The sequence below is a fragment of the Empedobacter sp. ULE_I140 genome (assembly GCF_053482575.1).
Map to the genome: position 1 here is coordinate 857345 of NZ_JBQMTX010000001.1, position 21297 is coordinate 878641.

Sequence of the window (21297 nt, forward strand, 5' to 3'; positions counted from 1 at the left end):
AATTATTTAATATATTTAATAGTAACAAATCATGGCAAGATATACAGGACCAAAAACTAAAATTGCAAGAAAATTTGGACAACCAATTTTCGGTGACGATAAATCTTTTGAGAAAAAGAAATATCCTCCAGGGCAACACGGACCTAACAAAAGAAGAGCTAAAAAATCAGAATACGCTATTCAGTTAACTGAAAAACAAAAAGCAAAATATACTTACGGTATTTTAGAGCGTCAATTTGCTAACTTATACAAAAAAGCAAATGCTTCTAAAGGAATTACAGGTGAAGTATTATTACAATTATGTGAATCTCGTTTAGATAACGTAGTTTACCGTTTAGGTATCGCAAACTCACGTAGTGCTGCACGTCAATTAGTATCTCACAAACACGTAACTGTAAACGGAGAAATCGTGAACATCCCTTCTTACCAATTAAAAGCTGGTGATGTAATCGCTGTTAGAGAAAAATCTAAATCTTTAGCTGCAATCACAAACTCTTTACACGCACGTAGCGAGTACGATTGGTTAATTTGGAACGACGAACAAAAATCAGGAACTTTCACAAAAGCTCCAGAAAGAGTTCAAATTCCAGAAGATATTAAAGAGCAATTAATCGTCGAGTTATATTCTAAATAAACCTTAAAATCAGACTAATAAAATGACTATTTTAAATTTCATCAAACCTGACAAAGTAATCTTAGTAGAGTCTGACTCTAAATTCGGACAATTCGAGTTCCGTCCATTAGAGCCAGGATACGGGATTACAGTTGGAAATGCTCTACGTAGAGTGTTACTTTCTTCATTAGAAGGATATGCGATCACTTCAATCAAAATTGAAGGAGTTGAGCACGAATTTTCAACTATTCCAGGAGTAGTGGAAGATGTTACAGAGATCATTTTAAATCTGAAAAAGGTTCGTTTTAAGAAACAAATTGATGAATCAGATGCTGAAACTGTAACTGCTACTATCTCAGGGCAAGATCAATTAACAGCAGGTGATTTAGGGAAATTTATTTCTGGATTCCAAGTTTTAAACCCTGAATTAGTTATCGCTAACTTAGACGCTAAAGTAAACGTAACAATTACATTTACAATCGAAAAAGGTAGAGGATACGTACCAGCTGATGAGAATAAAAAGGCTTCTGCGCCAATCGGTACTATAGCAATTGACTCAATTTACACTCCAATTAAGAATGTAAAATACGCAATTGAAAACTATCGTGTAGAACAAAAAACTGACTACGAAAAATTAGTTTTTGAAATTACAACAGATGGTTCTATAACACCTCAAGATGCTTTAACTGAAGCAGCTAAAATCTTAATTCACCACTTTATGTTATTCTCAGATGAGAGAATAACATTAGAAGCGGAAGAAGTTGCATCTGGTGAAACTTATGATGAAGAAGCATTACATATGCGCCAATTATTGAAAACAAAATTGGTAGATATGGATTTATCAGTAAGAGCATTAAATTGTTTAAAAGCAGCTGAAGTTGAAACATTAGGCGAATTAGTTTCTTTCGCTAAGTCTGACTTAATGAAATTCAGAAACTTTGGTAAGAAATCTCTTACAGAGTTAGAAGAATTGGTGGACAGCAAAGGTCTTAACTTTGGAATGGACATCGTAAAATATAAGTTAGACGTAGAATAATTTTATTAAAAAATGAGACACGGAAAAAAATTTAACCATTTAGGTAGAACTGCCTCTCATAGAAGAGCTTTATTATCTAATTTAGCTATAGCGTTGATTACTCACAAGAGAATTAACACAACAGTAGCAAAGGCTAAAGCATTACAAACATATGTTGAGCCTTTATTGACAAAGTCTAAAACAGACGATACTAACAACCGTCGCGTTGTATTTTCATACTTACAAGATAAAGAAGCTGTAACTGAATTATTCAGAACTGTAGCTCCTAAAATTGCAAATCGCCCAGGAGGATACACTCGTATCATCAAAACTGGATTCCGTTTAGGTGACGGTGCTGATACTGCAATGATCGAGTTAGTAGATTTCAATGATATCTACACTAACGCGAAAGTAGAGAAAAAAGCAACTACACGTCGTAGTAAAAAAAGTACTAAAACAGAAGAAGCTGCACCAGCTGCTGAAACTGAAAGTACAGAAGAAGCATAATCTATTCGATTATATAGTAAAAAGCCTCCCAAATTGGGAGGCTTTTTTTGTATTTATTAATTATGACAATTTGTAATACTTTATAATTTTCTAGATTGACAATAAATTCTTTTCAATCATCTAATTTTCTAGATATGATTGTTTTAAAATCTTAATGTTAAAAAATCAACTAAAATCCTTATTTTTGGATTGATTTTGGCAATAAACCAATTATCAAACATAAAATTGATATGAAAAAATTACTATTCATGATGGCTGTCGCAATGGCAGTTGTTTCATGTAAAAAAGATGATAAAGTCGTAGGAAAAGATAAAGATGGAAAAGAATTAATTGTGAACGAAAAAGGTGATACAGTTGCCAAAATAGAAACAACAGATTCTTTGAAAATCGCTGAAACGCCTGCTGAAACAGAAGTTGTTGCAATAACAAAAGGTGCAGATGACAAATATGCATACAAATACAATTTGGAGATAGGAAAGACTTATCCAATGACGTTGGGAATTAAAACAACTCACACGGCTTCGGACGGGAAACAATCTCAAAAAATGTCAAGTGAAAGTAAAAAACAAATTGATTATACGGTAAAAGATTTCAAAGATGGTGTGTATACATTAGAAGTGAAATCTAAACAATATAGCGAGAAAATGACAGATCCTTCGGGAAAATCAATTTCGTATGACACAAATGCTGCAAAACCAGCGAACAAAGATATTGCGGTTTCTTGGTCGATTTACAAAGCTATGACAGGAAAAACGTATACAATGAAAGTTGATCAGAAAGGAAAAGTTGTAAGCGTTGATGGATTAGAAGGAATCAAAACTTCAATTCTTAACTCTGTGAAGAAACAAGTTTCAGCAGAAGAGTTTAAATTCTTTACACAGATTATCGACAATTCATTAAACAAACAAGCAATTTCTTCTCAATTTGAAGAAACGATGAATATTTTCCCTAACAAAACTTTAGCGCTTAAAGAATCTTGGAGCGATAGTCAAAAAATTGATCAAGGTCCAATGAAAGGAAATATTTCGATGAAAAGAACTTTAGCAAGTGTTGAGCCTGCAAATACGACAATTACTGTAAATGGAACGCAAAGTTTGAAAGGTAATGAGTCGCAACAAGGTGTTACAATGTCTGCGAATAGTAGTGCGAATGTAGATGGAAAAATTTTGTTGGACACTAAATCTGGTTGGATCAACAAAGTTAATTTAACGAAAAAGGAAACATTAAAACGTACAGTAGAAGCGCAAGGTCAAAAACAAACGATGACTGAGTCGGTTACAACTGTCACAACAGTTAACTAAAATGAAAACAATTATTTGGATTATAATTTTAAGTATTATTTTCTTAACTATTTTTAGATTTTTAAGAAAAGTATTTGCAGTGAAAAAAGTTTTTCAAGAAGCAATTAATCAGCAAAGAAATGCTTATAATCAGAACCAAAACTCAAATGATTCGTACAACGAATCGAAACCAAACACATCTTTCGACAAACCGAAATATAATATAGACGCCGAAACGGTGGATTACGAAATAATCGAAGAAAAAAAGGATGAAAAATAAAAAGAATTTACTCTACGTTCTTATCTCATTGCTGCTTTTTGCAGTGATTGCATTGGTGTATTGTTCACCAGTTTTATCGGGAAAATCTGTTATTCAACCTGATATTATCAACTACAGGGGTAGTGCGCAAGAAATGTTGACGTATCAAGACAAAACAGGAGAAAATGTCTATTGGTCTGATGCGATGTTTGGTGGAATGCCAACCTATCAAACTGGAGCAAAATATGATTTTGATATTATCAAAACGATAGATGGTGTTTTCAGATTTTTACCACGTCCAGCAGATTATATTTTCTTGTTATTTACAGGATTTTTTATTCTTGGCTTAACGCTTTTCAAAAAATGGCAATATGCTTTAGTTGGTGCAATTTTCTTTGCTTTTAGTTCGTATTATTTTGAGCTGATTGCAGCAGGGCATAACGGAAAGCTCCATACAATTGGTTATTTCGCGCCTTTTGTTGCCGGAATTCTTTTATTGTATCGTAAAAAATACATTGCAGGTTTTGTACTTACAACCTTGTTTATGGGATTGCAATTACAAGCCAATCACATTCAAATGACGTTCTATTTGTTTTTAGCGATGTTGGTTTTTGCAATTGTTCAATTTATTGATAGTTTAAAGAAAAAAGAATTACCAGATTTCTTAAAATCATCTGCATTAGTAGTTGTCGCTTTAATTATTGCAGCAGGATTGAATGCAAATCGATTATTGTCAACTTACGAATACAGTAAAGAAACAACTCGTGGAAAATCTGAGATGACCTTGTTGAAAAAGAATTCGAACGGATTAGATCACGATTATATCACACAATGGAGTTATGGAAAATTAGAAACATTAAATCTTTTTATTCCAAATTTGATGGGTGGTGGTTCGCAAACGAATCCAGAAGATTTAAAGAATTATACATCAGAATTACAAAATACTCAATATAGCCTTGGTGAAGACGAGTTCAATCAGCAAGTTTTTCAAGCTGTGGCAAGTCAACCGAGAAGTGCATATTGGGGAGATCAGCCAGGAACTTCCGGACCTGCATATCAGGGAGCTGTAGTCGTTTTCTTGTTTATTATCGGAATGTTTATGGTACGTGGAAAATACGCGACCTATAAAAAATGGTTAGTTGGAGCAACGATTCTAAGTTTCATTTTGGCTTGGGGTAAAAATTTACCATTCGTTACCAACTTATTCATTGATTATTTCCCGATGTATGATAAGTTCCGCGCTGTATCATCAATCTTGGTAATTGCCGAATTTACAATGCCTTTCTTAGCAATTTTGACTTTATATTATTTCTTTAATTCTGACGAATCAGATGAATTCAAAAAGAAAGTACTTTATATAGCTGGTGGTTCTACAGTCGGAATTCTAATTATTTTCTTCTTATTCGGTGGAATGATTTTTCCATTTACATCAGAGAATGAAAAATTAATGACTGAACAATTAATCGGACAAATTCAGCAAGCAAATCCAAATGCAATCGGACTTTGGGATGGATTAATAAAACGATTAGATGAAGCATTAATTCAAGATAGAATTTCTATGTTTAAAGCGGATACAGTTCGCACATTGATTTTTGTTTTGTTCACAATGGCTTTGTTGTTGGCTTATTTATTCAAGTTTATCAAAAAACCAATTATCGTCATTTTAGCGATTGGTGCATTGGCTTTTATTGACGGATTTACGGTGAATAAAAGATATTTGAACGAAGATAATTTTGTATCTAAATACATTGTTGATAATCCTTTCCCAACTGAAATGTCGCCTCGTTTACAAACTGAAGCAGAGAACAACAATAATGTAGCGCAAATTGCTTACAAAGTTCCATTGAATAATTTATTATTAAATATTTCAAAACAAGATAAATCACATTTCCGTGTGTACAATACGGTTTTGAGTACATTTAATGAAGCTGGAACTTCATATTTTGTTCCTTCAATTGGTGGTTATCATGCGGCGAAATTAGGAAAATACCAAGATGTTGTGGATATCTATTTTTCTCAAGATCCGCAATTGAAAAAATATGGAATCAAAGATGAAACAGGTTTGATTAATGTATTGAATATGATGAATACGAAATACATTATTCATGGAAGTCCAACGGAGCCGCAAGTACAGCAAAATCCTACAGCTTTGGGAAGTGTTTGGTTAGCCTCAAATATCAAATGGACAGAAAATGCAAATGATGAAATTTTAGCGATAAATTCTACTCCAATTAATAACACGGTAATTTTACGTAAAGATTTGGTTGAGAATAAAAACATGAATGTTTCGGCAGATACTAATGCGAAAATTGAATTGGTTGATTATTCACTAATGAAGATGACGTATAAATCTTCTTCTAATACAGATCAAATTGCTGTTTTCTCAGAAGTTTATTATCCGCACGGTTGGATTGCAACGGTTGATGGAAAAGAAGTTCCGATCGAAAAAGCGAATTATGTTTTGCGTGCAGTTCCTGTACAAAAAGGAAATCATACAATCGTGATGGAATTTAAACCACAAGTTATTTCTACTGGAAATATGATTGTGATAGTTTCGAATATTTTACTTTTAATCGTTGTGGCTGGAGGTATTTATTTGGGATATAAAAAATGTTCTATAAAAGAGAATTTAAACTTAGCCGCAGAAAAGGCTTAATTTTAGAATGAAAAAAATATTAATCATCACCTATTACTGGCCTCCTGCGGGAGGTCCTGGTGTTCAAAGATGGTTGAAATTCACAAAATATCTTCCTGAATTTGGATATGAAACCTATGTTTATATTCCAGAAAATCCTTCTTATCCAATTCTTGATGAAACATTAGCCAAGGATATTAATCCAAAAGTTAAAATCGTCAAGAATAAAATTTGGGAACCTTATCAGCTAGCAGAAAAACTGAATCCAAAGAATAAAGCTTATAAAGGTGGACATTTCGAGAAAAAAGAAAATCAATCTTTTATGTCGAAGTTGTCGGTTTTTGTAAGAGGGAATTTCTTTATTCCAGATGCACGTAAGTTTTGGGTAAATCCTTCTGCTGAATATTTAAAAAACTTTTTACAAAAAGAAAATATCGATACGATTGTAACTTCTGGTCCGCCTCATAGTCTTCATTTAATTGGCTTGAAGCTGAAAAAACAAATGCCAAATCTCAAATGGTTAGCAGATTTTCGTGATCCATGGACGCAAATTAGTTATCACAAAGAATTGAAATTAACTTCTTGGGCTGCAAAAAAACACAAAGATTTGGAACGTGAAGTAATGCAAAAAGCAGATGTTGTTTTAGCAACAAGTTATGCAGATGGAGAGAACTTCAAGAAGATTGGTGCAAAACATGTAGAAGTAATTACAAATGGTTTTGAAGAAGTAAAACAACAAACAAATAAAGATCAAAACTATTTTCATTTGACGTATTCTGGAGGTTTGGAAATGCTTCGAAATCCAATTGTTTTATGGAAAGCTTTGGCCGAAATTAGCAACGAAAATCAATCGTTTCGAGAAGATTTTAAACTTAATTTTTATGGTTCTTTAGCCGATGATGTCAAACAATCAATTCTTGAACAAAGTTTACAAAATAACTTGATTGTTCACGGATATGTTTCGCATCAAGAGTCGTTAAATGCGATTAATTCTGCAAATATTCTGTTGTTAACAAATTTTGATAATGTAGCTTCGAAAGGAATTATTCCAGGAAAATTATTCGAATATATGGCAACTGGAAATCCTATTTTAGCGGTTGGTCCAGCAGATGCTGATGTCGAAAAAATACTTCAAAAAACAAAAGCGGGCGATTATTTTTCTCATCAACAAGTAAATGAAATCAAAACATACATTCTTTCCATATACAATCAGTGGTTGAAAAATCCAAACCAAAAATTTGAAACAAACGAAGAGGAAGTTCAACAATTCAACCGTAAAAACTTGACTAAAAAGTTGGTTGACGTGATAAATAATTTAAAAATAAATTAATACTATATTTGTAGAATAAAAATATTTATAGTAATTTCATCATAATTAACAACCTTATAATGAAATTACTATACTATTTTATCATTTTTATTGGTTGCATTGTATATGCACAGCCACAAATAAAAACTGATATATCCTTTGCGCCTATTAAATATTCGCAAACGAATTACGAGTTGTCCAATTACAACATTATTTATGACTACAAAATTGTTCGTAATGTAAAAAAACCTGAAAAAACAAAAACTGGTTTAGCACTTTTACAAATTGGTAAACGTTACAATAAATTCGTCGATTACAATCAAATCGGTACGGATTCTATTCTTGAAAGTTTTAGTCATTTACCTACAATTAAGACGAATGAATTTAATCAAATAATGTCTCAAAGTTTTAAATCTGCTTTTAAATATCAACTTATTCTAAAGAAAGAAAATGATGAACTTACATTTGTTGATAGAATCTCTCCGAATGATTTTCTTTACAAAGAAACGTTACCAAAATTAGATTGGAAACTACTGAATGATACCAAACAAATATTGAATTATACTGCAAAAAAAGCGACTGTAAACTACGGTGGTAGAAAATGGACGGCTTGGTACACTGACGAAATCCCAATGAATGCTGGTCCGTATAAATTTTATGGTTTGCCTGGTCTTATTTTAGAGATTTATGATGATAAAGAACATTATCATTTTACAGCAAACGCTATCAACCAAAATCCTAAACAAATCTATTTAGCACAAGGTGAAAAAACACCTATAGAAGTTAAGAAAACAGAATTCTATAAAGCCGAAAAAGATTACAACGAAAATGCAGGTGAAAGACTAAAAGGAGTTGCACTTGACGAAAATAAGAAAGCTATAACCAATTTTGGTGAAATGCCTTATAACCCTATTGAATTGGAGTAAGAATTTAATATATTTTATTCGTTTTTAATTACTTAAATTACAAAACGATTTGTTTTATTCATTTATTATTATTGATGTAATTAACGTTAATGAGGCAATTGTAGGTTGCAAACTATGATTGATTATTAAAAAACTAAATTACTTAAAAAATGAAAAAAATGTTATTAGCAAGTGCTTTTGCACTTATCGGAACTTTTGTAATGGCAAATGAAACTAACACTACTACAGTTGTAGAAAAAGAATGTGATTTATTTAAATCAAGTACAGAATGTGGAGGTTATATAATGGCTTGCAAAGATAAAGACGCAACTTGGGATTTAGCAGCAATAAATGAAGCAGATAAAAAGTTATGTGAAATGGAAAAATTAATAGAATCTATTCCACCTGCAAATTAAAGTAATAATCTAATAAATTATGTTGATAATTAAATAAATATTATTTAGTTATCTACATTTATCGATACCATGAAAAAGCTATTATATATATTATTATTAATACCAATTATCTCTTTATGTCAATCATATGAATTTGTATATAGTTACACATATAAATATGACAGTTTACATCCTAATAATATAATTGAAGAAGATATATTTGTTTTAAGAAACGATATCGATAGATATTATGTTTCTAAAAATACTTACAACATTAATGAAATTGAGTATTTAGCTAACCTCAATAACGAGAATCCTCAAACAACTTGGAGTAAATTAGGTCAAATTCCTAATTCTAAACTAACCACTATCATCTACGAGAAAGCTTCAAATACAATGATTCTTAATTCTAAATTAGGAACAATCAATTATGAAACAGAATTAAGTTTTCCTGATATCATATGGAATTTAAAAGATGAAAAGTGGATATCCCCCTGAATTTTCCAGTGTAAGTTAAGCTACATTTTTTAAAAATTGTAAATTATTATTAAACTCAAAAATAGTTTTATAATTCAAAGCTTTATGTCTTCTATTTCTGTTATACCAAATTTCAATATACTGAAAAATTTGTTTTTTCATTTTCTCTCTTGTAATTAATTTATTTCCATAAATCATTTCAGTTTTTAACGATTTAAAGAAACTCTCAGCCACAGCATTGTCCCAGCAATTCCCTTTCCTTGACATGCTACGGATAACACCATAAGAATCAAGCGTATTTGCAAACTTCTTTGACGCATATTGTATTCCTCGATCAGAATGAAATAGCATTCCTTTTTTAATCGATCTATTCTTTATAGCCATACGCCATGCTGATAAAGTTGTATCTTCAGTACTCATCGTATTGCTCAAACTCCAACCAATGACCTTTCTATCATATAAATCGATAATTGTTGTTAAATATAAAAATCCTTCTTGAGTTTGAATATAAGTAATATCTGATACCCATTTCATAGAAGGTTTTGAAGCGTAAAAATCTCGATTAAGAAGATTATTTACAGTTAAATAATTATGTTTAGAATTTGTTGTAACTCTAAACTTTTTACTTAATTTACTTCTTAAACCAAGCTCTTGCATATATTTAGCAACTGTTTTAACTGATATTCTGTAACCTAAAGCATTTAATTCTGAATGAATTCGAGGACTTCCATATCTCTGCTTGAATTTAAAATATAGATACTTTATTTTATCTAGCATCAAATTTTTTCTCAAAAGTCGATTGGAGCAACCTTTATTTTTCCATTTATAATAGCTGCTGGAGTGGATTTTTAAGATAATACACATTTTCTCAATCGGAAATTGGCAATCGTGATTCTTTATAAATCTATATTTCATCGACCGTTCTTGGAGAAAATGCTGATTGCTTTTTTTAAGATATCACGTTCTAATTCTGCATCTTTAAGCTTTCTTTCTAATTCAACTATTCGCTCCTGTTCTGGCGTTAGTTTTAAATTACCTTTTCCTGGAAAACTATTGGATCCGTATTCTTGATAATCTTTGCGCCATTTGTATAATAAGGAGGCTTTTATTCCAAGTTCCCTTGCTAATTCCGATATATTACTTCTTTCATAACTCAATTCTACCGCTCGTAATTTAAATGAAGCATCGTAATGATTTTTTATTCCTTTCATAATTGTAAGATAAGTATTATATACCTTTTCTTACTCTGGAACTTTCGTTAGGATATCCAAAGCATAAAAATAATATTGAATTAAAAAAAGCTATTACTACTTACTTAGGGCGTCAGTGGATTGCTTGGTATAATGATAATATTCCCATTAACGATGGTCCATTTATTTTCAAAAATTTACCAGGATTAATTGTAGAATTATATGATGTAGAAAATAATTACAATTGGACTTTATCCCAATATAAATACGATGTTAATAATCAAAACAAAGAAATTTTAGCTAAAAGAATTAAAAAAGCAATTAAACTTTCAAATAAAGAATTTAATAATATCATAAATCAGGACTTCATGGACCCAACTATTTCAATTGAAAGTGCTGGAATACAAGTTTCCGAAGATAAAAAAACAAAAATAAGAGAGTTTTTAAAAAATCAAAAATATAGATTTATAATTAAAGATTTAATGCTATACCTTTAAAATATCATTATCAATTTGAGATATCAATTAACACTATTATTTGCTTTACTTTCGCACTTTATTTTTGCACAACTTACTATTTCTGGTGTTGTTAAAAATGAAGAAGGAAAACCTATTTCTGGTGCTAATGTTACCATTTCACCAAGTACTTCAGACGAAACGTTGGCATATTTTATTACAAAATCGGACGGTAAATATTCTATCAAAATAGATAATCCATCGCACGAAACCTATGAAATAAAAGTTCGTGCGATGAATTATGCTTTTACTTCAGATTTGGTAAACGAATCTTCCACAAACTTTGATTTCACTTTACAAGAAAAAGCTATCGAGTTAAAAGAAGTTAAATTAAAAGAATCTCCAATTCGCAAAAAAGGCGACACAATTGCCTATGATGTCAGTAATTTTAAAGATATAAAAGACCGTTCTATAGCTGATGTGATCAAAAAAATGCCTGGAATAGAAATCGAAAATTCTGGTAGAATCTTGTATCAAGGCGAATCAATCAATAAATACTACATCGAAGGAATGGATTTGTTGGGTGGAAAATATGCATTAGCAAACGAAAATCTTTCTGCGGATGCCGTGGATAAAGTACAAATTTTAGAGAATCATCAGCCCATCAAGATTTTAGACAGTTTGGTTTATAGCTCTAAAGCCGCATTAGATATCAAATTAAAAAGCAAAATTACCTATTCTGGTAAAGCAGAAGTTGGTCTTGGCGCTTCACCATTGTTGTATCAGGCGAATATTACACCAATGTTGTTCACAAAAAAGCAACAAATGATAGGTTCTTATCAAGGAAATAATCATGGAAATGATGTTTCTCGTCAATTAAAAACCTTAAGTCTTGAAGATTTTTTAAATGAATCTGAAAAATTTTCGAACGAAAGTTGGTTGTCTATTGCGGGCGTACAAACACCTAATTTTGATGGCGAACGTTGGTTAGATAATGCAATAAATATTGGAACTTGGAATCATCTTTTTAAGTTAAAAAAAGAGTTAGATTTACGAATTAATTTGTCTTATCACAACGATTTTCAAAAGCGATTCGGAGAAACAAACACACAATATTTTTTACCAACGGGAGATATATTTCTCAACGAAATCAAAAAAAATTATTTGCAAATAGAAAGTCTTAATCTAAAAGCAACATTATCTCAAAATAGTTCTAAAAATTATCTTGAAAATGTCTTGGAATTTAAAGGAGATTGGAATAGTTCGAGAGGAAATCTCTATCAAAACAATAACTATATTTCGCAAAAATTAGCTCAACCGAATAGAGAATTTTCTAATCAATTTAAAACAATCAGAAAAATTGGTAAACAATTAATTACGTTGCGTTCTCTTATTGCATATAAAAATTACAGCGAAAATTTGAGCATTACGCCAGGAGTTTTTACTGATTTTATAAATAACGGAACTGATTATCAAAATGCATTTCAACAAATTAATTTCGATAAATTCTCAACAAATAATTTTGCTGAGTTTTCAAAAGGAATAAAAGCGTTTGTCTTACAGTCTAAAATTGGAATTAAGTACATCAATCATACGATGAAAAGTAATTTGTTGGCAGATGAGCAAACGATAAATTCTTCTTTTGAGAACAATACACGCTGGTCAACTTTAAATCCGTATGTAGAAAATAACTTTTCGTACAGAAAGAATCGACTTAATTTTTCTTTTGGAATTCCTTTTCAGTGGTATAATTTAGAGAATAATTCTTTTGGAAATAAAACTTCATACAATTGTTTTTACATCGAACCAAAATTTAATATAGGTTTAGAATTTTCAAAATTCTGGAAAGTATCAACCTCGCATAATTTCTCTAATGATTTGGGGAGTTTAACACGTTTGCACGAAGGATTTATATTGTATCGATACAATTCTATTCAACAAAATGACGGAAATTTTAACGAAGTAAAAAAATGGAATTCTTCTTTACGTTTCGAGTATAAAAATCCGATAAAATCTAGGTTTATCAATTTTGGATATTCGTACAATTGGTCAGAAAATAACTTAATCTACAATTACAGCTATAATGCGGATGCAAGTACTGTTTTAGAAGCTTTGAACTTAAAAAATCATCAAAAAACACATTCTGTTAATGCTAAAATAAGTCAATATTTTTCTAAAATTAAGACAACATTTAATTTAGCTGGAGGTTATAATTTTACAACCTACGATCAATTATTAAATGATGATTTAATCGAAATTCACAATACCATTTTAACTTCTAATTTTGATGCATCTTTCAGATTATTAAGTTGGATGACGTTTGAGTATAAATATGGTGTAACCAATTATAAAAATAAATTATCAGGAAACTCAAGTTCACGATCAATCACCAATCAAATCCACCAAATAGGATTACATTTTTTTCCTGCAGATCAGCATTATATAAAACTTAATTTTGATTTGTATGTTAATGATGATTCAAGATTAAATCCAAATTCTACTTTCGGAGATTTAATGTATCGTTATTCATTAAAAAAGAAGAAAATAGATTTTGAATTGTCTGCTTATAATCTTTTTAATGAAAAATATTTTTCTCAAAACAGTTTTTCTTCCAATTTCGAACAACGATTTATCTATAAGTTGAGACCAACACAAATTATGTTAACAACGAGATTCAATTTTTAATTTATCAACCTCATAATTATTAACTTCAAAATTATATAACTCGATAATTTATTTTAATAAAATATTAAAATCTAACATCTGTCATAAGTGGGTTGAATATATTTTACCTAAATTTATTTTGAAAAAATATAAACCACAGAGAAATGAATGACAATCGTAAGAAAGATGCATTGAATTACCATTCGATGGGTCAACCAGGAAAGATTGCAGTAGTGCCTACAAAACCTACGAATACACAACGTGATTTATCGCTTGCTTATTCGCCAGGTGTTGCGGAGCCTTGTTTAGAGATTGAAAAAGACCCAGAAAATGCTTATAAGTACACAGCAAAAGGAAATCTGGTTGCAGTTATTAGTAACGGTACAGCCGTTTTAGGTTTGGGAGATATTGGTGCGGTAGCTTCAAAACCGGTGATGGAAGGTAAAGGTCTTCTATTCAAAATTTTTGCTGATATTGATGTTTTCGATATCGAATTGGATACAAAAAATGTTGATGAATTTATCAATACGGTAAAAGCTTTAGAGCCGACTTTTGGAGGAATCAATTTAGAGGATATTAAAGCGCCTGAGTGTTTCGAAATTGAGAAACGTTTGAAAGCTGAAATGAATATCCCAGTTATGCACGACGATCAACACGGAACAGCTATTATTTCTGGTGCAGCGTTGATTAATGCATGTGAATTACAAGGAAAAGATATTTCTAAAGTTAAAATTGTAGTAAACGGAGCTGGTGCTGCGGCAATTTCGTGTACAGGAATGTATATTTCTGTTGGTGCAACGAAAGAAAATATCGTGATGTTAGACAGTAAAGGTGTTATTCGTTCTGACCGTGATAATCTTGATCCTTCTAAAGCAGAATGGGCAACAGATCGTGATATTTCGACATTGGCAGATGCTGTTAAAGATGCAGATGTTTTTATCGGTTTATCGGCTGCAGATGTTTTATCAGCAGATATGTTGAATACAATGGCAGAAAATCCAATTGTGTTAGCAATGGCAAATCCAAATCCAGAGATTGCGTACGATTTAGCAGTTGCGACGCGTCAAGATATTATTATGGGAACTGGGCGTTCTGATTATCCAAACCAGGTGAATAATGTACTTGGGTTTCCGTATATTTTTAGAGGAGCGTTAGATGTTCGTTCGACGACAATTAATGAGGAAATGAAAATTGCTGCTGTTCGAGCAATTGCAGAATTAGCAAAAGAACCAGTTCCTGAAGTTGTGACGCAAGCATACAATAATCATTCGATCAAATTTGGAAAAGATTATATTATTCCAAAACCTAATGATCCACGTTTGTTACCAGAAGTTTCGGCTGCGGTTGCAAAAGCGGCGATTGAAACTGGTGTTGCTAAAAATATCATTACAGATTTCGAAGAATACAAATTGTCATTGATTAAGCGAATCGGAAAAGAAAGTACGATTATGCGTAATTTGACACAAACGGCAAAATCAAATCCAAAACGTGTTGTTTTTGCTGAAGGAGATCGTTTCGAAATTCTTCGTGCAGCGCAAATTGTAAAGGAAGAAAAAATCGCTATTCCAATTATTTTAGGAAAGAAAAATAAAATTCAACAAATGATTAAAGATTATATGTTGGATTTGGAAGATGTTGAAATTGTTGATACAAATGCAGAAGAAGATTCTGACAGATACAATCAATTCGTTGATTTTATTTATTCGAAACGTCAACGAAAAGGAATCTCAAAATCTGATGCGAAAAAATTATTGAGAGATCGTAATTATTTTGGATCATGTATGGTTGAGTTTGGTTATGCAGATGCAATGATTTCGGGAATGACGAAAAATTATTCGCAAGCGATTCGTCCAGCTTTAGAATTAATTGGAGCGGAACAAGGTCAAAAAGTTGCGAGTATGTATATGATGTTGACAGAAAAAGGACCAGTTTTCTTAGGTGATACAACGGTTAATTTAGATCCAACTTCAGAGGATTTAGTTAACATTACATTGCAATTTAACGAAACAATTAAGAAATTTAAAATTGAACCAAAGATTGCATTATTATCTTATTCAAACTTCGGATCAAATAAAGGAGAAACGGTTTCTAAAGTTCAGAATGCAGTGAATTATCTACATCAAAATCATCCAGATGTTTTAGTTGATGGCGATATTCAGGCAAATTTTGCAGTAAACAGAGAGAAATTACAAAGTAATTTTCCATTTTCTAAATTAGCAGGAACGCATGCGAATACATTAGTTTTTCCAAATCTTGAATCAGCGAATATTTCGTATAAATTATTACAAGAATTAGGAAATATAGAAGCGGTTGGACCAATTTTGATCGGAATGAAAAAACCAATTCATTTGTTACAATTGGATAGTACTGTTCGCGAAATTGTGAATATGGTTACCATTGCTGTAATTGATGCACAACAACATCAGTAAAATATAAAATTTATAATACAAAAAATCCACTTAAAATCATTTAAGTGGATTTTTTGTATTATATGAAACCGAGATGATTTAAAAAATAAACTATTTATATTAATAAACATAAAAAAGCCTCGCAATGCGAGGCTTTCCTATTGATAAATGAAATTCTATTATTTAACTTCTTCGAAGTCTACGTCTTCAACACCATCATTTTTTGCTTGACCTTGATCAGCTCCTGGTTGCGCTTGTGCACCACCTTCTTGACCTTCGTTCATTGCAGCATAAATTTCTTGTGAAGCAGCATTCCAAGCTGTATTTAATTTTTCCATAGAAGCATCAATTGCAGCAACGTCTTGAGCAGCGTGAGCAGATTTAACCTCAGCTAAAGCTTCTTCAATTGGTTGTTTTTTGTCAGCAGGAATTTTATCTCCGTACTCAGTCAATTGTTTTTCCGTTTGGAAAATTAACGCGTCAGCAGCATTTACTTTTTCAATTTTGTTTTTTGCTTCTTCGTCTTTTGCAGCATTTTCTTGTGCTTCTTTTTTCATTCTTTCAATATCAGCATCAGATAATCCAGATGAAGCTTCAATTTTGATTGATTGCTCTTTTCCTGTTCCTTTATCTTTTGCAGATACACTTAAGATACCATTCGCATCAATATCAAATGTTACTTCGATTTGAGGAACACCTCTTTGTGCTGGTGGAATATCTACTAAGTCAAAACGTCCGATTTCTTTGTTATCGTTGAATAATGGACGCTCGCCTTGACCAATTCTTAATGTTACTGCTGGTTGATTGTCAACTGCAGTTGAGAAAACCTCAGATTTTTTAGTTGGAATTGTTGTATTCGCTTCGATTAATTTTGTGAATACTCCTCCTAAAGTTTCTATACCTAAAGATAATGGTGTAACGTCTAATAATAATACGTCTTTTACATCACCTGTTAATACACCTCCTTGGATAGCTGCACCAATTGCAACAACCTCGTCTGGATTAACTCCTTTAGATGGTTTTTTACCGAAGAATTTTTCTACTTCTTCTTGGATTTTTGGCATACGTGTAGATCCACCAACTAAGATAACTTCGTCGATATCGTTGATTGATAAACCTGCATCAGATAATGCTTTTTTACAAGGCTCCATAGAACGACGTACTAAATCTTCTGTTAACTGATCAAATTTAGAACGAGTTAAAGTTTCTACTAAGTGTTTTGGTCCTGTTTCGTTAGCTGTAACGTATGGTAAATTAATTTCTGTTTGAGCAGAAGAAGATAATTCGATTTTAGCTTTTTCAGCAGCTTCACGTAAACGTTGTAAAGCCATTGAGTCTTTTTTCAAATCTACACCTTCTTTCGCTTGGAATTCAGAAGCTAACCAATTGATGATTGCATCATCAAAATCATCACCTCCTAAGTGAGTATCACCGTTTGTAGATAATACTTCAAATACACCGTCACCTAATTCTAGGATAGATACGTCAAAAGTACCACCACCTAAATCGTAAACAACGATTTTTTTATCTGAATTTGCTTTGTCTAATCCATAAGCTAATGCAGCTGCAGTAGGCTCGTTGATAATACGTTCTACTTTAAGACCTGCAATTTCACCAGCTTCTTTAGTTGCTTGACGTTGCGCATCGTTAAAATAAGCTGGTACAGTAATTACCGCTCTTGATACTTCTTGTCCTAAATAATCTTCAGCAGTCTTTTTCATTTTTTGTAAAATCATTGCTGAGATTTCTTGTGGAGTATAGTTACGTCCATCAATTTCAACTGCTGGCGTATCATTGTTTCCTTTTACAACTGAATAAGGAACACGACCGATTTCATCTGCATCATTATTAAATTTAGTTCCCATGAAACGTTTAATAGAATAAATCGTTTTCTTTGGGTTTGTTACAGCTTGACGTTTTGCTGAGTCACCAACTTTAATTTCTCCTCCTTCTACGAATGCTACGATAGATGGAGTAGTTCTTTTACCTTCTGCATTTGGAATTACAACTGGCTCGCTACCTTCCATTACAGAAACACAAGAGTTCGTTGTACCTAAGTCGATTCCGATTATTTTGCTCATATTTTTAGTTATTTTTTATATTATTAATGATTTATTTTAAACTTTTACACATCATCAAAAATGATGCTACAACAGAATAGTCAATCTTTGTGCCAACGTAGAAAATGATGACATCTCAATTTTTAAAATGTCATGTTGTCAGATTATGATGAATGATTTGATTATTTATCGATAAAAAAGTCAGTTCATTGGTTGATAAAATGTCAGCGTTAAATTATACTTAAACTTTATCTCAACCTCAACCTCAGTCTTAATCTATGTATTTGTCAAAGACAACTAAATAAAATCAATAAGAATAAACTATGTTTCTATGTTGTTAAAATAATCATTTCAATGTCTAAATTATTCTTCAGCCACAATCTCAATCTATGTTGTTGAAAATAATTGTTTCAATATCTGATTATTCCTCAGTTTTTAATCAACCTCAACGTCAACCTCAATACTACCCAATCTTACTTCCGTTTTCAACTTTTCGTTCGGGATTCAAGAGAATAACATCGTTATTATTTCCATAAACGCCCATCACGAGACATTCGCTCATAAAAGTGGCAATTTGTTTTTTCGGAAAGTTAACCACAGCCATTATTTGTTTTCCAATCAATTCTTCTTTGCTATAAAGCGACGTAATTTGTGCCGAACTTTTCTTGATTCCTAACGGACCAAAATCAATTTCTAATTGATAAGTAGGATTTCTCGCTTTCGGAAAATCATTTGCACTGATAATTGTTCCAATTCTCATATCAACTTTTTCGAAATCTTGCCAAGAAATTGTTTCAGTATTATTTTCAGGTTTTGGTTCTTCTTTTGGTTTATTTTCTTTGTCGTATATTGTTTGTAGAATTTTTTCTAAATCCGTTTTTTCATCCGCATATTTCGTTTTCAAGTTATCAGGCATTCGGTTGTAATACGTCAAAGCTTTTTCGCCAAACTGCTTGATATAAAAATCGTTCAATGGTGGAACGTTTGGAAATCGTTTATGAAAAATCATTTCTGTATACGCTTGCCATTCGCGTTCTTCTCGCAATTCGATTTGATTTTCGCCCGAACGCTGAAAAACATGTACCATTTCGTGGATCAAAACGTTAGAAAGTAATACCAAATCAAAATCCAGAATGTTACGTGGAACACGAATCGTAATTCCAGTTTTTTCTTCGCCTTCTGCAGTTAATAAAAAACTTTTTGGATCGATTTCTTCTCGAAACGTAAAACCTGTAAAAGCACTATGTTTTAATTTCAATTCATCTAAAATTTCGTACAATGCTTCAACGATTAAGTGATTATTTTTTAAATAATTTATTCTTTCTTTAAATTTTTCTGTAATCATAGCTTTTTGGCTTATTTATCAAATATATAATCTTATTTTTGATATGTTTTAAAAATGACTATGAAGAAATTAGTACTATTACTTGGTTTGATCTCGATAACAACAAATGCACAAGTACTTAATAACAAACAAGAGTTTACGCGACAAGATTCGCTTCGCGGAACGAATAATGAATTCCGAAATTGGTGGGATGTCAAAAAATATAAAGTAAGTGTAGAACCAGATTATCAGTCAAAATCGATAAAAGGAAAAACGACAATTACGTTTGATAAAACTACTCCTCAACAATCAGATTTATTACAGATAGATTTACAAGATCCAATGATGGTTTCGGCTGTAAAATTGAATGGAAAGAAAATTTCTGATTTCAAACGTGATGGAAATGTTTATTTTATTAATGTCGGAAAAAATATCAAGAATACGTCGAATCAATTAGAATTAGAATACAACGGAAATCCTCGTGTTGCGGTAAGAGCACCTTGGGATGGTGGTTGGATTTTTGCGAAAGATGAAAAAGGTCGCGATTGGATGTCTGTTGCTGTGCAAGGTTTGGGTGCAAGTGCTTGGTTTCCGAACAAAGATTATTTAGGCGATGAACCAGATAATGGAATGGAATTGGAAATTATCACACCAAAAGATTTGGTAGGAGTTGGTAATGGACGATTAGTTTCTAAAAAAGAAAAAAATGGTAAAACAACTTCTACATGGAAAGTTGTTAATCCAATCAATAATTATAATATCATTCCTTATATCGGACATTATGTCAATTTCAAAGATACTTTCGAAGGCGAAAAAGGTAAATTGGATTTAGATTATTATGTATTAGATTATAATATAGATAAAGCAAAATCGCAGTTTGAACAAGCAAAATTGATGTTGAAAAGTTTCGAGCATTGGTTTGGACCTTATCCATTTTACGAAGATTCTTTCAAGATTGTAGAAGCTCCGCATTTGGGAATGGAACATCAATCTGGAATTGCGTACGGAAATAAATTCGAGAATGGTTATTTAGGTCGTGATTTATCAGGTTCTGGCTGGGGATTGAAATGGGATTTTATCATCGTTCATGAAGCTGGTCACGAATGGTTTGGGAATAATATTACCGAAAAGGATGTGGCAGATATGTGGATTCACGAAGCGTTTACTGCTTATTCGGAAACTTTGTTCACAGAAACTTATTATGGAAAAGATGCGGCAAGCGAATATGTGCGTGGAACGAGAAAGGCAATCCAAAATGATATTCCAATTATCGGTGTGTATGGCGTAAACCAAGAGGGTAGTGGCGATATGTACTATAAAGGTGCAAATATGATTCATACGTTGAGAACTTGGATGAATAATGATGAAAAATTCAGACAAATGTTGCGTGGATTAAATAAAGAATTTTATCATCAAACTGTAACTACAGAGGAAATTGAAAATTATATTGCGAAGTTTTCTGGTTTAAATTTGAACGCTTTTTTCAATCAATATTTAAGAACAGTTAAAGTACCTACTTTAGAACTTAAACAAAATGGAAATAAAGTTGAATATAGATATACGAATGTGGTGGATGGATTTACGATGGCTTTGCGATTGAAAGATTCTGATATAACAATCAATCCTACGACTAATTGGCAAACAATTAATAATTCAACGATTACAAAAGCGATTGATGTAACAATTAATCCAAATTATTATATCGATTCACATATTATTTATTAAAACTAAATGAGATATTGAAACAAGTTCAATATGACAAGGAAAGTCAATCTGAACTTGTTTTCAGGTTCTCATCCAA

17 protein-coding genes and 1 pseudogene are annotated in these 21297 nt (G+C 31.7%); 15 read left to right on the forward strand and 3 right to left on the reverse strand.

Annotated elements, in window-relative coordinates:
* Positions 1-31 precede the first annotated feature (31 nt).
* The 10 genes from rpsD to ACTS9J_RS04180 all read left to right on the forward strand — a co-directional run bounded on the left by rpsD (position 32) and on the right by ACTS9J_RS04180 (position 9416).
* Entirely contained in the window at positions 32-634 is a 603-nt protein-coding gene (rpsD, locus tag ACTS9J_RS04135; protein ID WP_038335550.1) for a 30S ribosomal protein S4, read from the forward strand.
* Positions 635-656: 22 nt separating this feature from the next.
* On the forward strand, positions 657-1649 hold the full coding sequence (locus ACTS9J_RS04140; protein WP_038335552.1) for a DNA-directed RNA polymerase subunit alpha: 993 nt from the start codon (positions 657-659) through the stop codon (positions 1647-1649).
* Positions 1650-1661: 12 nt separating this feature from the next.
* A complete protein-coding gene (gene rplQ / locus ACTS9J_RS04145; RefSeq protein WP_038335555.1) occupies positions 1662-2135 on the forward strand; it encodes a 50S ribosomal protein L17 in 474 nt (157 codons plus the stop codon).
* 230 nt (positions 2136-2365) lie between these two features.
* Positions 2366-3436, forward strand: a complete 1071-nt coding sequence (locus ACTS9J_RS04150; protein ID WP_286495357.1) for a DUF6263 family protein — start codon at positions 2366-2368, stop codon at positions 3434-3436.
* A gap of 1 nt (position 3437) precedes the next feature.
* Positions 3438-3695, forward strand: coding sequence for a hypothetical protein (locus tag ACTS9J_RS04155; RefSeq protein WP_286495358.1), 258 nt, complete (start codon positions 3438-3440; stop codon positions 3693-3695).
* Positions 3685-6330: a YfhO family protein gene (locus ACTS9J_RS04160; protein WP_448352908.1), complete on the forward strand. Its 2646-nt coding sequence runs from the start codon at positions 3685-3687 to the stop codon at positions 6328-6330. The genes ACTS9J_RS04155 and ACTS9J_RS04160 overlap by 11 nt, the downstream gene beginning before the upstream one ends.
* Positions 6331-6337: 7 nt before the next feature.
* Entirely contained in the window at positions 6338-7639 is a 1302-nt protein-coding gene (locus ACTS9J_RS04165; protein ID WP_448352909.1) for a glycosyltransferase, read from the forward strand.
* Between the two features lie 59 nt (positions 7640-7698).
* The gene (locus ACTS9J_RS04170; RefSeq protein ID WP_291074832.1) at positions 7699-8544 is read left to right on the forward strand and encodes a GLPGLI family protein; all 846 of its coding nucleotides are present in this window, start codon (positions 7699-7701) and stop codon (positions 8542-8544) included.
* A gap of 158 nt (positions 8545-8702) precedes the next feature.
* A complete protein-coding gene (locus tag ACTS9J_RS04175) occupies positions 8703-8939 on the forward strand; it encodes a hypothetical protein (protein ID WP_448352910.1) in 237 nt (78 codons plus the stop codon).
* Between the two features lie 69 nt (positions 8940-9008).
* Entirely contained in the window at positions 9009-9416 is a 408-nt protein-coding gene (locus ACTS9J_RS04180) for a hypothetical protein (protein ID WP_448352911.1), read from the forward strand.
* 15 nt (positions 9417-9431) lie between these two features.
* Here the strand turns inward: ACTS9J_RS04180 and ACTS9J_RS04185 are convergent.
* Positions 9432-10606 (reverse strand): IS3 family transposase gene (locus tag ACTS9J_RS04185; RefSeq protein ID WP_448352912.1). Its coding sequence is split into 2 segments (ribosomal slippage): positions 9432-10339 and positions 10339-10606, totalling 1176 coding nucleotides; the frame shifts between segments, so codons are not numbered across the junction.
* A 74-nt stretch (positions 10607-10680) separates the two neighbouring features.
* Between ACTS9J_RS04185 and ACTS9J_RS04190 the strand changes: the two are divergent.
* The 4 genes and pseudogenes from ACTS9J_RS04190 to ACTS9J_RS04205 all read left to right on the forward strand — a co-directional run.
* A pseudogene (locus ACTS9J_RS04190) lies at positions 10681-10932 on the forward strand (GLPGLI family protein); the annotation flags it as partial.
* Positions 10933-10953: 21 nt separating this feature from the next.
* Entirely contained in the window at positions 10954-11082 is a 129-nt protein-coding gene (locus tag ACTS9J_RS04195) for a hypothetical protein (RefSeq protein ID WP_448352913.1), read from the forward strand.
* Between the two features lie 15 nt (positions 11083-11097).
* On the forward strand, positions 11098-13725 hold the full coding sequence (locus ACTS9J_RS04200) for a carboxypeptidase regulatory-like domain-containing protein (RefSeq protein ID WP_448352914.1): 2628 nt from the start codon (positions 11098-11100) through the stop codon (positions 13723-13725).
* A 143-nt stretch (positions 13726-13868) separates the two neighbouring features.
* Complete coding sequence (locus ACTS9J_RS04205) at positions 13869-16133, forward strand: NADP-dependent malic enzyme (RefSeq protein WP_312356026.1); 2265 nt, start codon at positions 13869-13871, stop codon at positions 16131-16133.
* A gap of 158 nt (positions 16134-16291) precedes the next feature.
* Here ACTS9J_RS04205 and dnaK read toward each other — a convergent pair whose 3' ends face one another.
* Together dnaK and ACTS9J_RS04215 are read right to left on the reverse strand one after the other, a co-directional pair.
* The gene (gene dnaK, locus ACTS9J_RS04210; RefSeq protein WP_448352915.1) at positions 16292-18193 is read right to left on the reverse strand and encodes a molecular chaperone DnaK; all 1902 of its coding nucleotides are present in this window, start codon (positions 18191-18193) and stop codon (positions 16292-16294) included.
* 442 nt (positions 18194-18635) lie between these two features.
* Positions 18636-18962: a tRNA-binding protein gene (locus ACTS9J_RS04215; protein ID WP_448353464.1), complete on the reverse strand. Its 327-nt coding sequence runs from the start codon at positions 18960-18962 to the stop codon at positions 18636-18638.
* Between the two features lie 615 nt (positions 18963-19577).
* Between ACTS9J_RS04215 and ACTS9J_RS04220 the strand changes: the two genes are divergently transcribed.
* Entirely contained in the window at positions 19578-21221 is a 1644-nt protein-coding gene (locus tag ACTS9J_RS04220) for a M1 family metallopeptidase (RefSeq protein WP_448352916.1), read from the forward strand.
* Positions 21222-21297: the final 76 nt, after the last annotated feature.

Coding starts and splice junctions, on each gene's coding strand:
- rpsD (WP_038335550.1), top strand. CDS start 32: ATGGCAAGATATACAGGACCAAAAACTAAAATTGCAAGAAAATTTGGA.
- ACTS9J_RS04140 (WP_038335552.1), top strand. CDS start 657: ATGACTATTTTAAATTTCATCAAACCTGACAAAGTAATCTTAGTAGAG.
- rplQ (WP_038335555.1), top strand. CDS start 1,662: ATGAGACACGGAAAAAAATTTAACCATTTAGGTAGAACTGCCTCTCAT.
- ACTS9J_RS04150 (WP_286495357.1), top strand. CDS start 2,366: ATGAAAAAATTACTATTCATGATGGCTGTCGCAATGGCAGTTGTTTCA.
- ACTS9J_RS04155 (WP_286495358.1), top strand. CDS start 3,438: ATGAAAACAATTATTTGGATTATAATTTTAAGTATTATTTTCTTAACT.
- ACTS9J_RS04160 (WP_448352908.1), top strand. CDS start 3,685: ATGAAAAATAAAAAGAATTTACTCTACGTTCTTATCTCATTGCTGCTT.
- ACTS9J_RS04165 (WP_448352909.1), top strand. CDS start 6,338: ATGAAAAAAATATTAATCATCACCTATTACTGGCCTCCTGCGGGAGGT.
- ACTS9J_RS04170 (WP_291074832.1), top strand. CDS start 7,699: ATGAAATTACTATACTATTTTATCATTTTTATTGGTTGCATTGTATAT.
- ACTS9J_RS04175 (WP_448352910.1), top strand. CDS start 8,703: ATGTTATTAGCAAGTGCTTTTGCACTTATCGGAACTTTTGTAATGGCA.
- ACTS9J_RS04180 (WP_448352911.1), top strand. CDS start 9,009: ATGAAAAAGCTATTATATATATTATTATTAATACCAATTATCTCTTTA.
- ACTS9J_RS04195 (WP_448352913.1), top strand. CDS start 10,954: ATGGACCCAACTATTTCAATTGAAAGTGCTGGAATACAAGTTTCCGAA.
- ACTS9J_RS04205 (WP_312356026.1), top strand. CDS start 13,869: ATGAATGACAATCGTAAGAAAGATGCATTGAATTACCATTCGATGGGT.
- dnaK (WP_448352915.1), bottom strand. CDS start 18,193: ATGAGCAAAATAATCGGAATCGACTTAGGTACAACGAACTCTTGTGTT.
- ACTS9J_RS04220 (WP_448352916.1), top strand. CDS start 19,578: ATGAAGAAATTAGTACTATTACTTGGTTTGATCTCGATAACAACAAAT.